Here is a 14783-nt window from a genome sequence, read left to right as displayed (position 1 = left end):
TTGAAACTGCAGGCGGCTGGATGATCGCTGCCGCTCGGACCGCAAGGTGTGGGCGGGGGAGGAAAGTCCGAACTCCGCAGGGCAGTGTGCCGGATAACGTCCGGGACGGAGGCGTCAAGGCCTCTGGACGGCAAGTGCAACAGAGAACGAACCGCCTCAGGCTGGTGACTTACGTTAGTAAGTCCGCAAGCGGCCCGGGGTAAGGGTGAAAAGGTGCGGTAAGAGCGCACCGCGCGGCCAGTAATGGACGCGGCAGGGTAAACCCCACACGGAGCAAGACCAAATAGGCAGGGATCTTGCCGCTTCTCTTCAGGCGGCAAGAGCGTATCGGCCCGATGCGCCCAGGCGGAGAGACCCGAATCTGGCGATTTTGCCAGCAAGGGAGCCGAAACTTGCGGGTAGGTTGCTAAAGCGCCGCAGTAATGCGTCGCGTAGAGGAATGATCGTCTAAAACAGAATTCGGCTTACGGGCCGTCTGCAAACCTATGGCCTCGAAATCGCTAAAACGGTTTCGAGGCCATCTGATTTTGTGGTGATTTTTTTTGCTCGTGGTGAAGGGGTGTTTTTGCTTGGGTTTCTGCAAATTGTGGTTGCAAAACGTGGTGTTCTGGATGGTGAAACGTGGTGACGTTATGGTGTTTTGCATGGCTGGAAGTGCACTTTTTTGAGCGCTCAAAAAAGTGACAGGTTTTGCGGATTTATTTTTAGCGGATGGCAGCCATGGCGGCGCGGAAGAGAGTTTCGAAGTCGTGTGCAGCGTCGGGGTCTTTTTTAATGGCGGTTTCGATGGCCTTCTGGGCGACAGGGCGGGGATAGCCGAGGTTGACCAGGGCGGAGAGGGCGTCGTCGCCGGCGGGACCATGATGAGCGCCTCCGGTGGTCGTTGGGATGGCTACAGCAAGGTCGTCGAGTTTGTCCTTGAGCTCAAGGACGACTCGCTCGGCGGTCTTTTTGCCGATTCCGGGGATGCGGGTGAGGGTAGCGTGATCGCCAGACCGTATAGCAGTGATAAGGCGGCCAGCGTCGATGCCGCTAAGGACCGTGATGGCCAGCTTGGGGCCGATGCCTGAGATGGTGAGGAGCTTTTCGAAGAGGCGCTTCTCCTGGGTCTCGGAGAAGCCGAAGAGGGCGATCTGGTCTTCGCGGACGTGGGTGTGGATGTGGAGCGCAGCTTCTGCACCTTCGTTGGGCAAAGCTGAGAAGGTGGTGACGCTGATAGTGACGTCGTAGCCCACACCGGCGCACTCGAGGATGGCCTGATTGGGAGATTTTGAGAGGAGGCGTCCGCGAAGGTGGGCGATCATATTGTTGGTGATTGTAGCGTGTTGGTTCTGGGGCTGTTTGTCGAGACTGCATTAGCATGGTGCCTTATGAAGCCTCTTTATGCGCGACGTTTTGCGATGATTCGTTTGCCGCTGCTGGCTATGCTGGTTTCTTGCTCGCGCGCTGGCGCACAAGCAAAAGGAGAGCCGGGGAAGTTCGATTTTTACCTGATGAATCTTGCGTGGGGGCCTGAGTTCTGTTCGGTTCCGGGAGCGGGTTCAGAGTGTAAGGCGCCTCGGGGATTTGTGTTGCATGGGTTATGGCCGCAAAACTACGACGGATCTTATCCAGTGAACTGCGGAGAGGGGCAGGGACCTGCACAGCCTGAGAAGAGTTTGGATATTACTCCTGACCTTCCGCTGCTGGAGCACGAGTGGAGCAAGCATGGGACGTGTACCACGATGTCGCCGGATGAGTTTTTCGGTCTGGAACATCAGGCGTTTCATTCCGTGAGGATTCCGAAGAAGCTGCGTGAGCTGAAGCATGAGGAACCTATGCGTCCGAAGGATATTCTCGACCTCTTTGCGAAGGCGAATCCTTCGTTTCCGCAAGGGAGCGTTGTGGTGAGTTGCGCAGATCATCGCCTGACGGCGGTGGAAGTTTGTCTGGCTAAGGATGGGTTGATGCCTATATCTTGTCAGGGCTTGCGGGAGTGTGATGCGCTGGCGTTGAGGATTACGCCGGTGGCTACGAAGAAATAACGGGAATATATCCGATTGCTCGTAGAGGATCGGATCGATAGACTGGCGGCACATGGAAATACGCCGAGTAATACAAACCTTTGCACTTTGCCTGATTTTAGTTTCTGCCGCCCGCGCCGATGACCACGCTCCGCTAACCGAACGCCTCCATCAAGCTGAAGCTTCCAGCTCTCTCGATACCGCCGGTATAAGGCAATGGCACTTAAAACTTGACGTCCAGCTTCTTGGAGAACAGGGCAAGCAAACCGAACAGGGAACAATTGAGGAGTGGTGGACTACTCCTACTTCCTTCCAAGTGGCGTATACGTTCCCCTCTTACACCGCAACGGAGATTCGCAGTGAAAAAGGCTTAAGTAGAACGCAATCTTCGAGCTCGCCACCCTCTCTGTTGAAGCTGCTCCTCAACCAGGTTGTACATCCGATGCCAAGCGCCGAGGAGATGGAAGACTCTTCACCCGATCTACGTAGGCAGAACTTCGGCAAGGTTGCTTTGGACTGTATTATGCTCGACCAGAAGATCAAGAATATTGCCTATCCGCCTTTGGGCCTGTTTCCGACATACTGCTTCGACCCAAGCAAGATATCTCTACGTTTGAGCTACGATTTCGGATCTCAAGTCATATTCAGAAATGCTATTGGGGCATTTCAAAATCGTAACGTTGCCACAGAGATTAATGTTAAAGAAAGCAATCAAGTAAAGGCTACTGCACGCGTGAGCACTCTTGAGAGCAACGCCTCGATGGTTGCGCCTACGATTGACCCGACGACACTCACTCCAGTTGATAAAAGTGCAACAGGAGTTGCTCCCGGTGTAATGGCTGGACACAAACTCGCAGGTGCCAATCCTACTTATCCGGAGTCTGCGAGAAGGAATCGCATTTCAGGAACTGTCACCTTTGCTGCGACTATCGGTACTGACGGGCACATTCACTCGCTTCGAATTGTTTCCACTCCCGATCCCGACCTCGCTATATCCGCTTTAGCTGCGGTCCGGACGTGGACCTACACACCCTATTTGCTCAACGGTGAACCCGTTGAAGTCAAAACTCAGATTAGAGTCAATTTCAACATTGGGTAAGGGGTCTGCAACTGAATGTGTCGCTGATGTGGTTCGATACGATAGAGTTATGTGCCCAGGGCGCAGTGACGAGCCGAGAAGTGCCGCGGAGTGAGAGTATTTGCCGCAGCCGAGTGAAGAACATATGAAAGCAGAGCGAGTGAAGGTTACGGTTGGGGTCTGCGGGGGGATAGCGGCTTATAAGTCGGTGGAGCTGGTGCGGCTGCTGCAGGATGCCGGGTATGACCCGCATGTGGTGATGACGGCGGCGGCGGCGGAGTTTGTGCGGCCGCTCACGTTTGCTGCGATCTCCGGGCATAAGGTGATTACTTCTCTATGGGGCGAGGAGGCGGGGACTGGCTCGGCGGAGGGTGACGAGTCGGGGGAACACAGCAGCGTAGAGCATATTCAAGCGGCGCAGTCGACGCGTTTGCTGGTGGTGGCTCCGGCGACGGCAAATATGCTGGCGAAGTTTGCGCATGGACTGGCAGATGACTTTCTTTCGACGATGTACCTGGCGACGGCGGCTCCGGTAATCGTGGCTCCGGCGATGAATGTGACTATGTGGGAGCACCCGGCGGTGCAGGCGAATGTGGCTACGTTGCGAGCGCGTGGAGTGAAAGTGATTGAGCCGGGGAGCGGGTATCTGGCTTGCGGGATGGTTGGAGGCGGAAGGCTGGCGGAGCCGACGGAGATTGTTGCGGCGATTGTGGAGACATTGGCTGAGGGCATCGAGGGCGCGGTGGGGCAGGGCCGGGATTTCACCGGTGAGACGGTGCTGGTGACCGCAGGGGGTACGCGAGAGGCGATCGATCCGGTGCGGTTTATCGGGAACCGATCGAGCGGGCGGATGGGGTACGCGGTCGCGGTCGCGGCGAGGAGGCGTGGGGCTAAGGTGGTGTTGATCAGCGCTCCGACGGGGCTGCCTTGCCCTGCGGGGGTTGAGGTGGAGCATGTGGTGACCGTGGAGGATATGCGGGCGGCAGTGATGGCTCGGCTGAATGAGATGACCGTGGTGATAATGGCTGCGGCGGTAAGTGACTACCGTGCGAAGAGTGTTGCAGACCAGAAGATGAAGCGTGAAGGAACGCAGGCGGTCTCGTTGGAACTGGCGGGAACCGTGGATATTTTGCGGGAGGTCGTGGGGCGTCGGCGGGACGGAACACTGGTGGTGGGGTTCGCGGCCGAGACCGAGAATGCCGTGGCGAATGGGCGCGCCAAACTGGAGCGCAAGGGCGTGGATGCGGTGGTGGTCAACGATGTTTCGAAGGATGGAATCGGGTTCGATTCGGAGCAGAACGCGGGCAGCTTTCTGACGAAGGAGGGCGCGGTTGAGTTTCCCGTGATGAGCAAGACGGAGATGGCGGAGCGGATTCTTGACGAGGTGCTGAAGCTGCGGGTCGGTGCTGCGCACTGAGAGATCTGTCTCTGCTGAGTGTTGCTCCTAACCGAAAGTGGATCCCTCGCCGGGCAAATTCGCGGCCTCCGGTGCACTGAGGCCGCGCGAACTAGTAAACTAACGGCACATGAGTTTCCGCAAAGCAGTTCTCCTTCTTCTTGCCATCGTTGCCCTTGTCAGTGCCACCTCCGCTCACGCGCAATTCGGCGTCTACGGGATGTTCACCGTAGATCGGCTCAGCAATATTGCCTCGTCGCCGGAGCAGAATCCCAATGTGACAAGTGCTCGCTCGAACTCGGTGGATCCATTGGGCGGTACCGGCGGCGTCTACTACGACTTCAAGAAGCTTGGACCGATTACGCTGGGGGGGGATCTGCGCGGCAGCATCCTGACGACCAAGCGTGGGGCTTACGAGAAGTTCAATGGCGGCGGAGCGCGAATCTACTCGGTGCTGGGCGGGGTACGGGCGGTGTTTCATACTCCGCTTGCTCCTTTGAAGCCGTACGTTCAAGGCTCAGTTGGCCTTGGCCGTTCGGATTACGGGTTGCTGTATACCGAAGCCGGGGTTACCGATAATGGAATTGTCGGGAACAGCCCGATTCTGCGTAATAACTTCGAATACGAGGGGTTGGCTGGGTTGGACATCAAACTGCTGCCTATTCTTGACTATCGTGTCGCCGAGTTTGGCTATGGCGGGCTGGATCCGTTCGGCAACAACAGCCACAACTACCCGATCAAACAGGTCAGCATGGGGTTCGTCTTTCATCTTCCGTTCTAAAAGCGCGGGCCCACGAGAGAATAGTGCATGCGCGTAGCTCTCTTTGGCGGAAGCTTCGACCCGCCGCATCATGGTCATCTCGCCATCGCGACTGCGGCGGCGGATTGGTTTGCACTGGACAGCGTTTTTTTTTCTCCTGCTGGACGTCAGCCTCTGAAGCTTGATGGTACGGTAACTTCGTTCGAGGACCGACTCGCGATGGTGGAGCTTGCGTGTCTTGAAGACCCTCGATTTGAGGCCTCTGAGCTCGATGCGCCTCGAGCTGACGGCGCGCCGAACTACACCGTGGAGACTCTGAGCGAGTTGGCACAGAGGATGCCAGCGGCCAAACTCTTCAATCTGGTGGGGGCGGACAGCTTTCTTGGCCTGCCGCGATGGCATGAGCCCGAACGCCTGCTGGAGCTCGCCGAGTGGATCGTCGTGAGCCGGCCGGGGTTCCCGATTGAGAATCTTTCTTCGCTGGGGCTCGATGCGCATCAGCAGAGCCGTGTCCATCTGCTCGGCAACGTTCATGACAATACTGCAGCCACCGGGCTTCGCGAACGGCTGGAGGCGGGTGATCCTTGCGTCGATCTGATTGCGCCGGATGTTCTGGATTACATACAGAGACATCATCTTTATCGGTAGGGCAGGCCCGTTCCGGATCTTCTCATGTTCGTCACCGTCGAAACTTTGTTTTCCTCGAAACTTTCCGGAATGGAAGTGTGTCTCTACAAGTATTGCGCTTTGTCAGGGTCCCCTTCGCTAGTTAACCGGCCGCTTTTGTGCGTGCGGCAGAATCGTAACTTTCTATGGCAGAGCTTTTGTCACGCCCCGCACTCCCCACGTTTCGCGATCCGGCGGGCAGCATCGAGGTTCGTCCCGATGGAGCTTACCGAAGCATTCGAGCTCCCTTCGACGAGGAGATTCTTACGTTCCTGGCGACTCCGCTCGCCTCGGAGCTGGTTGCGCAGGGACGGCTTGTGGCTAGCGAGGTGGTGTCATCCCCTGACGCCGAGACGCTGGTACTGCGCCATCCTCGCATCTCGTTCCAGTCCTACCCATGGGAGTGGAGTCCGGGCATGTGGCTTGCGGCGGCAGAGCTTACTCTGACTCTCTGCAGCGACCTCATCGAACAGGGTTGGCAGCTGAAGGACGCGACGCCGCTAAATGTGCTGTTCCAAGGGGCGCAGCCGATCTTTGTCGATGTGCTTTCGATCGAACGCAGAGACCTGCATCAACCGATCTGGCTTGCGTACGGCCAGTTCGTTCGAACGTTTCTGTTGCCGATGCTGGCTTACTCACGGCTGGGATGGCCCCTGCGAACCTCGCTGACACGCCGCGATGGATATGAACCGGAAGAGGTCTATCCGGCACTTTCGCTGGCTTCGCGGTTCCGGCGGCCAGCTCTGTCGACCGTTACGCTACCGTCGCTGCTCGCGAAGACGAAGAAAGGCAGGGCCGGCAAGGGGACGCCGCAATCCGTGAAAGACCCTGACCTTGCGAAGCAAATTTTGCTGAGAACGATGAGGACGCTGCTGAATCATATGCGGAAGGTGACGCCGGCTCACCGCTCCTCTACCTGGTCGCACTACGCTGAGACGGCGAACCACTACAGCGACGAAGATCATGCGGACAAGCGCAAGTTTGTGAGCGCGGTGCTGGGTAGTGCGCGTCCTGCGAAGGCGCTCGATGTGGGTTGTAACACCGGAGTGTATTCGAATCTCGCGGCGGACGCTGACGCCGAGGTCGTCTCGATCGACACGGATCTGCAGGCGGTCGATCGCCTGTACGCAGGCCTGAAGGAGAACAGCAAGAATATCCTTCCGCTATGCGTCGATCTCGCTCATCCCAGCCCGGCTACTGGATGGGAGAACCGGGAGAGTGTCTCGTTCCTGAGCCGCTGTGCAGGCCACTTCGACGCCGTGATCATGCTCGCCGTCCTGCACCATCTGCTGCTCCATAATCAGATTCCGATGGACCGCATCGCCGCGCTCTGCAGCGAGCTGACAACGCGACACCTGATTGTTGAATGGGTGCCAGCGACGGATCAGAAGTTCCAGGAGCTTCTGCGCGGACGCGATGCACTCTACGAACACGTTACCGAAACGGCATTTCGCGAGACTTTTGGGAAGCATTTCACAGTCTCCGACGAGCTGACGCTGGCGAACGGGCGCATCTTGTTTCACCTTAAGAAAAGATAGGGCATATCGCGGAGCGTTCGGGACTAGCGGTGGCAATGAGCAGGCAAAGTGCCTACGAGTATCTACGACGGTTCTGGATTGATCACTGTACGAGGCAGGAAGTTGCCGTTCCGTTGGAGACGCTGGCTTCCAGAGCCGCAACCCGCTACCATGGAACTCCAAGGAGTCTCATGCCCTCAATTGAAAGCAATCAGCTGCTGCTCGCCGCGGCTGCCGCCGCCGAAGACAAGAAAGCTGAAGATATCCGCATTCTCGCACTGGATCCGGCCGAGAGCGGCTTGACCGATTACTTCCTGATCTGCAACGGAACGAACGACCGGCAGAATGTGGCCATCACCGATGAGATTGAGCTTCGCCTGAAGCGCGAGTTTGGCGTTTACCCTAACTCTGTCGAGGGCCGTCGCCAGGGCGAATGGATTTTAATGGACTATGTCGATTTCATCGTCCATGTTTTTTCTGCGGAGAAGCGCGCGTTTTACGGGCTGGAACGACTGCGGAAGTCGGCTACTACGATCAGTGTGGCAGAGCTTGATGCAGAGGTGAGTGCCCGTATCAAGCAGAGCCGCGCGAAGAAGACAACTAAGGCCGCGTCACAGAAGAAGACCGCAGCCGTTACGAAATCCACTGCAGTTGTAAAGAAAGCTGCTGCCAAGGCTGTGCCAGTCAAAGCGGCGGCTAAGAAAGTCGTCGGGAAGCCGGCGGTTCCGGCCAAAACGGCGAAGAAAGTTTCCGCAAAAAAATCTGCCACGGCAAAAAAAGCGAGAACCAAATAAATACTGGGCTTTTACAGGGGGTTTTTGGAAAAAACAGGCGTTTCGTGATGGTTTTTTGTGGTGAGTTTGTGGTGAATTGCGTGGTAAACGTGGTCGCGAAACAGCGTGCTTTCGCTATTGAAAAATAGGACACGGATTGCTACTTTATTTTATGTGGGGACGCGTTACCCGAGGTCTTGAGGTTGCTAAAAGAGCGGCCCGCCTAAAACTTAGGCGGGCCGTAGTTTTGCTGTTGTGGCTTGGGAGCTAATCTAGAAGACGAACTTGGCCCAGAAGCGGAGATTGCGGTTGGTGTTGACCCGGACGTTTTGCGCGTTGAGGAAGCTGTCTCCGCTGCCGATGTGGAGGAGGTTGGTGTCGACGATGCCTACGTCATTGTGGTTGAAGACGTTCTGAACCTCGGCACGTATCTGGAAGGCTGCAGACTCCAGGTGTGTCCAGGGCGAAGGAATGTCCTTTTCGACGGCGAAGTTCCAGTTGGTAGTTCCGGCATTACGGAAGCTATCCCGTCCGATCTCAAGAGGCGTAATTTCAGCTCCTCCGTTGGGGATAAGCCAGTGAACCTGATCGGGAGTCACGACATTGAGCGCGTTCGACTGATTGTTGGCCGCTATGTCGTAGTAGGTGCCGGGCACAGGGTTGTTACCGTTGTTATCTGGTCCAAGGTAAAAGCCGTCGATACCCGCTGTAGTGACAGGCGCATGAGGATTGCCCACCAGCGGACGGTCATTGGCCGTACTTCCGTCGTTATTTGTATCGAGACCCAACAAGTTGAAGGTGCTAGGCGGCCCAGACTGAAGCTGAGTGACGCCGGAGATGGTGAAGTTGCGAGTGACGGCTCCGAGTAAAAGATTGGAAGCGTGGTTTTCTGCATGAAAGCCGGCCGGAGACCAGGCGTAGGAGACGGAGAAGTACTGGGGGAAGTCGAATGCTGAACGTGCCCAATCTTGTCTGCGTCCGCCGGGTGCAAGGTTGGCCGAGTAAGAGGTGGAGTTGGCGAAAGTGGTGAAGATCTCGGAGCCGTCGTCGAGGTTTGCGCCATAGGTGTAGGCTGCGCGGAAGAACAAGCCGTGCTTGAACTGGCGGGAGACGTCGGTCTGGATGCTGTCGTACTCGGATGCGGCACTGTTGGTGCGTACGTTGATGATGCCGCGGCTGGGGTTGAGGCGTTGGCCGAGGGCGACGGCGTCCGGCGTGCTGTTATCAAGGTAGTTGAGCTGCTGGTTGGCGTAGAGCTTGCGTCCGCGGCTGCCTACGTAGTTGATGGCCAGCTTGAGGCTTCCTGGCAGAGTACGCTCTATTCCAAGGTTTATCTGGTACGTGCTCGGGTTTTTGATGTTCTTGTCGATACCGGAGCCTACCGTGGAATGTTGGCTCAGGTGAGGGGGGATGGTGGGGATCAGGCTAGTCGCATTGCCGAGCGGGTTGGCTGTTGTAGAGGTGAGGGTTCCGGAAACCGCATTTGGCGCGGTCTGGGCGGAGTTGATGGCGATGTTGGTAAAGCTGGTGTCGTAGTAGATGCCAAAGCCGCCGTGGAAGACGGTCTTACCTCCTCCGAGCCATCCGGTCGATGGAGAGTAGGCAAAGCCGAAACGCGGCCCCCAGTTCGCGTTATCAGTACGGATTTTGTTGAACGTGGTGATGGACCCGTACGGGTTGGCAAGATCGACACCGGGAAAGGGTAGTGCGTTGGCGGGATCGGTGAGGTAGTCGTACCGGAGTCCAAGGTTGATGGTCAGGCTTGGGAAGAGCTTGATGTCGTCCTGGGCGAAGAAGGCACTCCTCCATACGTGGGGGTCGATGCGGGTTGGGCCGAAGCTCCTGACCGCGGTTCCGCTGACGCCGAGATCGTTGTTGAGGAAGTTGGCGAGTGCAGTACCGTTGGTGTCGGCGGCGAAGTTAAGCTGTCCGTTGGGCTGCTGTGCAACGAGAAGAGTATCGAGCGAACGGCCTACGTCAACGCCAATGCGGAGGGACTGTTTGCCTTTCGTCCAGCCGACTGTGTCCTGGAATTGATAGGCGTCTTCCTTGTTGCCCTGGGGGATGTTCTGAGATAGGCCGAGGACGGGGAGACCGTTGTCGGTAAAGTTGATGTTCTCGACGTTGGCAACCGGGTTGGCCAACGCGCTGGGCAGGGCGGTAAAGGTGAAAGAGATGCGGGTCTCGGAGACGCGGAACTCATTGAGCAGGCTCGGAGAGAAGACGTGGGTCCAGTTTCCCGAGGCGAGCTCGGTGGGTCCGCCGACCTGTCCGTCGAAGCCGGGAAGGCCGGAGGTATTCAATCCCAGGTCCGGGTTGAAGTTGTTGCGGTCGTGGAGATAGCGGAAGCCGAAGGTATCTTTCTCACGCGGAGTAAAGTCGATGCGATAGAACCACTGGGTATCGGGGGACTGCTGTGAGACGGGAGGACGAAGGAAGTTCGCGGTGGTGACGATGCATCCCCCAACGGGGCAACCGCTTTGCGCGCCGGCATTGATGGATTCGACCGGAGCGGTCGTGATCTGCTGGTAATTGGTGAGGTAGGAACCGCTGGCGAGCAGGCTCTGGAGGAGGGCCACCTGGGGTCCGCCGATCGCATTCAGGGTAGCGTATCCAGCTGCGTCCGGAAGCTCGATCTGGGTGGATGTAGCGTTGCCATAGAAGCGGGTGAACATGGTTCCACCGAAGGCGAAGAGCTTGTCTTTCCAGAGGGGACCGCCCGCGGTAAAGCCGTACTGGTGCTGATCGAATCGAGCCTTATTCGCGCGGCTGGTGGACCCTTTGCGGGTAATGCCGTCGACCGAGTTGAGGCCGGAGCCGGAGTAAAGCTCGAAGGCGCTTCCGTGGAACCGATTAGAGCCGGCCTTAGTGATGAGGTTGACGACAGCGCCGCCGGCCCGACCATACTCTGCCGGAGCGTTGTTGGTGAAGATGACCTCGGACTGGAACATGTCGGGAATCTGCGGCTGGAAGGCTTGACCGCCGAGGCCGATGTCATTGATCTCCTGTCCATCCAGCAGGAAGTTGTTGGCTCGAGGGCGGGCGCCGTTGACCTCGACATGCAGATATTGTCCGCCGACTCCTCCCAGACTGAGTGAGTTGTCGTTGATGAACTGGGCTCCGGGTACGGTGGCCACGAGTTCAACCGGATTCAAAGAGAAGATGGGCAGTTTGGCAAGTTCGGTCGATCCAATGGTGCTTGAGAGATGTCCGTCGTCGAGATTGACGCCGTTAGTGCTGGCTTCTACGTTAACGGAGGTGGTGACCTGGCCGGTGGTGAGAGTAGCGTCGTAGCTGGTGACGACGGAGGGGAGGACGTTCACGTCCTTGATGTCTACCGCGCTGAATCCGGGGGCCTCGATATGGATGCCGTAGATGCTGGGGTTGATGGCTTCGACGCGATAGGCTCCTTCGGCGTTCGAGGAGGTATTTCTTTCCTCGCCGGTCAGTTGGCTCACAATCGAAATTTTAGCGTGAGCGAGCACCGCGCCCGTGCTGTCGCGCACTGTGCCTGCGAGGGTACCTTTGCTGGTCTGTGCCTGGATGATGCCTGAGGCAAAGACGAGGGCCGCAGGAGCTAAGTAGCGAAAGTACTTCGAAGACATTGAGATTCTCCTAGATGTGTCGGGCTCGGGAGCTACATAAAATGCAATCGACATGGAATGTCCCTGCACGTGCAATGCCATTCAAAAAAATCCCGCTTCTCTCTGGAATGCAGTGTTTTAGCGACCAGCTTACGAATATCTGTGAGAATGCGAATCTACGAGCCCTAAAGTTATGATTCTCGGAATAAACGAGTTTTGAAAGTTTTGCGGGTGCGCGAAATGAAGATTATTCTCTGCGCCATTACTCCTCGACGAGCTCAGTCTAAGACTGATTCGAACGATCGCATAATAGCGGAATATGTCCAAAGGACTATCCATTATTCGCAGTGCGAGTCTCAATTCTTTGACAACGAGGCTGCGTTACTGGACTGGGTGAACCGGCAGGCGGGGCGGACTCCGGCTTATGCGATTCTGCTTGATAGTCGTGGGAAGGAATATAGCTCTGAAGAGTTTGCCGGTCAGATTGGGCGGCTTCGCGATGAGGGGACACAGCGGCTGGTGCTTGCGGTCGGGCCGGCGGACGGCTGGTCCCCGGAGGCGCGGCAGCGGGCGGATCTGCTTCTCTCGCTGGGTCGCATGACTCTGCCGCACCAACTGGCGCGGGTCGTGCTGGCGGAGCAGGTCTACCGCGCCTTTACCATCTTGGCCGGCCACCCGTATCACTCGGGGCACTGACTCTTTAGTTTGTTGTCGCTTGTATGGCGACTGGCACGATACCTCTGACTTCGTCAGGCCGATGGCCCTACCTAGGATCGTCGATGCGGCCCCTCACTGAGATGCACTCGATGACGCGTGTCAGGAGCTTGATGTGGTCGGAAGATCTGTTCTGAAGGTAAGAGTTGTAAGCACACTCCTACTCGTCAATTCGTGCCTCTTTGGCCTTGCGAGGTTTGGAGGTCATCGTTTCGACTATGCATTTTTCGGACACGCGCTGAGGATTCGCGCATTTTCCAGCTGCTGCGCGGGTGAACGCACGATAGAGGCGGTCCACGTCGACCGGCCCTTTGCGCCCTTGTGCCTCCAGGGCGGAGTGCATGGCCGATAAGAGCTCAGACCTTAGTTCATGGAAGATCCTGTCGATATAGATGTACGGCAATTGACCCTCCGCGGCCCCTGACACACGATACATGGGCCACGTGCGACGGTGCGCGACAGAGGCAGGCCTCCGCCATCTGTTGCCTTTGCTTCACTTGGACCGAAAGGGGAAGGCTGGTGCTTCGAAATCGTCAAGGGCACTGCTCTTGGGGCGTGGTCGAGAGTCTCCACAAAAGACTCTCGGATAGTCGTTCGTTCAGGTCAGCGATAGTCGTAATCGAGAACGATCTTATCGTCCATCCCACAATAGATGGTTCTTTTGTGTAGGTTTAGCGCATGTTTTTTCTTAATTAGAAAGCATCCATGGCCTAGGCTGATGCAAGCGCACATTTGCGCACAAGGAGCCTTCCCCATGAATAAGTCAATCCGCAATCTCGCGCTCACCGTCGCTGTCCTCTTCTCCACCGCTGCTCCGATGTTTGCAAACATGTCGGGCGGAAATCCCCATCCGCTGGTCGCTTCTGTTGCACTTTCTCTAGGCGACTACGCGAGTATCGTCATCTCCGTCTTAGGGTTGTAAGATCGTTCCGAATACGCCTGCGAGGCAGGAATGAACTTTCCGGCTCTGGATAACATCCTGTGGGCGGCGAACTTTGTCGGTTTCGCCGCCCTGCTGCTCGTACTGTTGCTTCGCCAACGGTGGCGGCAGTTCCCCGTTTTCACTGGCTTTGTTACATATTCCATTCTAGTTTCGATTGGACTTTTTCTAATCTCTCGTTACAGCACGCCGAAGGTCTATAGAACTACCTACTGGATTTTGGCTGGCGGGGACTTTCTTTTTCAGCTTGGTCTGATCTTCGAGATCGCTCGGGTGGTTTTGCGCCCGACGGGAACGTGGATTCGGGACGCACGCTCTTCGTTTGTGCTCGTCGGGGTGACTGGCACAGCCGTTGCCGCTGGACTTTGCCTTGCAATAAAGACCCCGCCGGGTTCGACTGCCGGGATCTGGGAGATTCGGGGAGACTTGTTCACTGCGTTGCTCGATTGTGGACTCTTTCTCGCTATGCTCTTTGCTTCCAATAGGTTAGGTCTGGAATGGCGTAACCACGTCATGGCCCTCGCCCAGGGATTGACGCTTTGGGCTTTCGGCTCCGCTGTCAGCGACCTGGCCAGTCTCTTTCTGGGATGGACGCAACAATATCGAGTGGTCCAGCTTTTCCCCTCTTTCCTCTATATTGCCGTCTTGTTGTACTGGGCGGTGGCCTTCTGGAGGCCGGAACGTGTCCGTGCGCCTCTTTCGAACGAAATGAAAGATTATCTCGTTGCTCTTCACAGTCGAGTGCAGTACGATCTTCAGCAGGTCACTCGGACGCGCGACCACACGTAACCCATATGGCACCCATAGTCATTACCGCGCTGGTTACTATTCTGTTGGGTTGTGCCCTTCTCCATTCCTATTTGACGGCAAGACGCCTGGCTCGCTGCACATGGGATGAGCTTGTGGCCAAGCTTCATCCGATTGAGTCTAAAGGTGTAATGACCGTGGCACTGAATCATCTTGTGCCACAGAAGGATGCTCTCAACCTGGAGCCGGCAGAGATGTGGAGTTTGATGGGTGGCCTTGAAGGGGTTCAGCGTATGCGAGAAAACGCCCGTATCCTGGTCGCGCTCGCCTCGTACGTTGAACGGTGGAACTTCGACGAAGGCATCATCATCGCCGAGCGCATGCGCCGCGATGGCTTGCAGCTGCGTCGTGCAGTCACACAAATTATGATTGCGACCTTCTTCGGACGGCAACAGATGCGGATTCCCTTCTATCTGCACGAAGTGGCCTCTTCGTACTACCTGATGCGGCAGAGGCTGTTGGTTCTGTATGAGACCAATCATGCTGGTCTCTACTCTCGCCTCGCCGAAGCGCTCTAAATTTCCAGCTCAACCACCAACGCACCG

13 protein-coding genes and 1 other RNA gene are annotated in these 14783 nt (G+C 56.8%); 12 read left to right on the top strand and 2 right to left on the bottom strand.

The window, feature by feature from the left end:
• Positions 1 to 8: 8 nt before the first annotated feature.
• Positions 9 to 483: RNase P RNA component class A (gene rnpB, locus HDF10_RS13705), an RNA gene on the top strand.
• 221 nt (positions 484 to 704) lie between these two features.
• On the opposite strand, the gene ruvA is transcribed toward rnpB, so the two are convergent.
• The gene (ruvA, locus tag HDF10_RS13700) at positions 705 to 1304 is read right to left on the bottom strand and encodes a Holliday junction branch migration protein RuvA (RefSeq protein ID WP_183814316.1); all 600 of its coding nucleotides are present in this window, start codon (positions 1302 to 1304) and stop codon (positions 705 to 707) included.
• 66 nt (positions 1305 to 1370) lie between these two features.
• Between ruvA and HDF10_RS13695 the strand changes: the two genes are divergently transcribed.
• From HDF10_RS13695 to rsfS, 7 genes are all read left to right on the top strand, one after another.
• Positions 1371 to 2024, top strand: a complete 654-nt coding sequence (locus HDF10_RS13695) for a ribonuclease T2 family protein (protein ID WP_183814314.1) — start codon at positions 1371 to 1373, stop codon at positions 2022 to 2024.
• Positions 2025 to 2076: 52 nt separating this feature from the next.
• Positions 2077 to 3102 (top strand): energy transducer TonB, encoded by a 1026-nt coding sequence (locus HDF10_RS13690; RefSeq protein WP_183814312.1) that lies wholly within the window; start codon positions 2077 to 2079, stop codon positions 3100 to 3102.
• A 124-nt stretch (positions 3103 to 3226) separates the two neighbouring features.
• Complete coding sequence (coaBC, locus tag HDF10_RS13685) at positions 3227 to 4498, top strand: bifunctional phosphopantothenoylcysteine decarboxylase/phosphopantothenate--cysteine ligase CoaBC (RefSeq protein ID WP_183814310.1); 1272 nt, start codon at positions 3227 to 3229, stop codon at positions 4496 to 4498.
• A gap of 109 nt (positions 4499 to 4607) precedes the next feature.
• Positions 4608 to 5258 carry a hypothetical protein gene (locus HDF10_RS13680; RefSeq protein ID WP_183814308.1) on the top strand — a complete coding sequence of 217 codons (651 nt, stop codon included), beginning with the start codon at positions 4608 to 4610 and terminating at the stop codon, positions 5256 to 5258.
• 27 nt (positions 5259 to 5285) lie between these two features.
• Complete coding sequence (gene nadD, locus HDF10_RS13675; protein WP_183814306.1) at positions 5286 to 5885, top strand: nicotinate-nucleotide adenylyltransferase; 600 nt, start codon at positions 5286 to 5288, stop codon at positions 5883 to 5885.
• Positions 5886 to 6049: 164 nt separating this feature from the next.
• Positions 6050 to 7441 (top strand): class I SAM-dependent methyltransferase, encoded by a 1392-nt coding sequence (locus HDF10_RS13670; protein WP_183814304.1) that lies wholly within the window; start codon positions 6050 to 6052, stop codon positions 7439 to 7441.
• 170 nt (positions 7442 to 7611) lie between these two features.
• The gene (rsfS, locus tag HDF10_RS13665; RefSeq protein WP_183814302.1) at positions 7612 to 8214 is read left to right on the top strand and encodes a ribosome silencing factor; all 603 of its coding nucleotides are present in this window, start codon (positions 7612 to 7614) and stop codon (positions 8212 to 8214) included.
• A gap of 251 nt (positions 8215 to 8465) precedes the next feature.
• Here rsfS and HDF10_RS13660 read toward each other — a convergent pair whose 3' ends face one another.
• Positions 8466 to 11798: a TonB-dependent receptor gene (locus HDF10_RS13660; protein WP_183814300.1), complete on the bottom strand. Its 3333-nt coding sequence runs from the start codon at positions 11796 to 11798 to the stop codon at positions 8466 to 8468.
• A 219-nt stretch (positions 11799 to 12017) separates the two neighbouring features.
• On the opposite strand from HDF10_RS13660, the gene HDF10_RS13655 reads away from it, so the two are divergent.
• The 4 genes from HDF10_RS13655 to HDF10_RS13640 all read left to right on the top strand — a co-directional run bounded on the left by HDF10_RS13655 (position 12018) and on the right by HDF10_RS13640 (position 14756).
• Positions 12018 to 12473: a 23S rRNA (pseudouridine(1915)-N(3))-methyltransferase RlmH gene (locus HDF10_RS13655; RefSeq protein ID WP_183814298.1), complete on the top strand. Its 456-nt coding sequence runs from the start codon at positions 12018 to 12020 to the stop codon at positions 12471 to 12473.
• Between the two features lie 772 nt (positions 12474 to 13245).
• On the top strand, positions 13246 to 13413 hold the full coding sequence (locus tag HDF10_RS13650) for a hypothetical protein (RefSeq protein WP_183814297.1): 168 nt from the start codon (positions 13246 to 13248) through the stop codon (positions 13411 to 13413).
• A 30-nt stretch (positions 13414 to 13443) separates the two neighbouring features.
• Complete coding sequence (locus HDF10_RS13645) at positions 13444 to 14220, top strand: hypothetical protein (RefSeq protein WP_183814295.1); 777 nt, start codon at positions 13444 to 13446, stop codon at positions 14218 to 14220.
• 149 nt (positions 14221 to 14369) lie between these two features.
• The gene (locus HDF10_RS13640) at positions 14370 to 14756 is read left to right on the top strand and encodes a hypothetical protein (protein ID WP_183814293.1); all 387 of its coding nucleotides are present in this window, start codon (positions 14370 to 14372) and stop codon (positions 14754 to 14756) included.
• Positions 14757 to 14783: the final 27 nt, after the last annotated feature.

The sequence above is a fragment of the Tunturiibacter empetritectus genome (assembly GCF_014201375.1).
Lineage (GTDB): Bacteria > Acidobacteriota > Terriglobia > Terriglobales > Acidobacteriaceae > Edaphobacter > Edaphobacter lichenicola_D.
The sequence above is the reverse complement of the archived record's forward strand: the minus strand, read 5'-3'. Positions and strand labels throughout refer to the sequence as shown.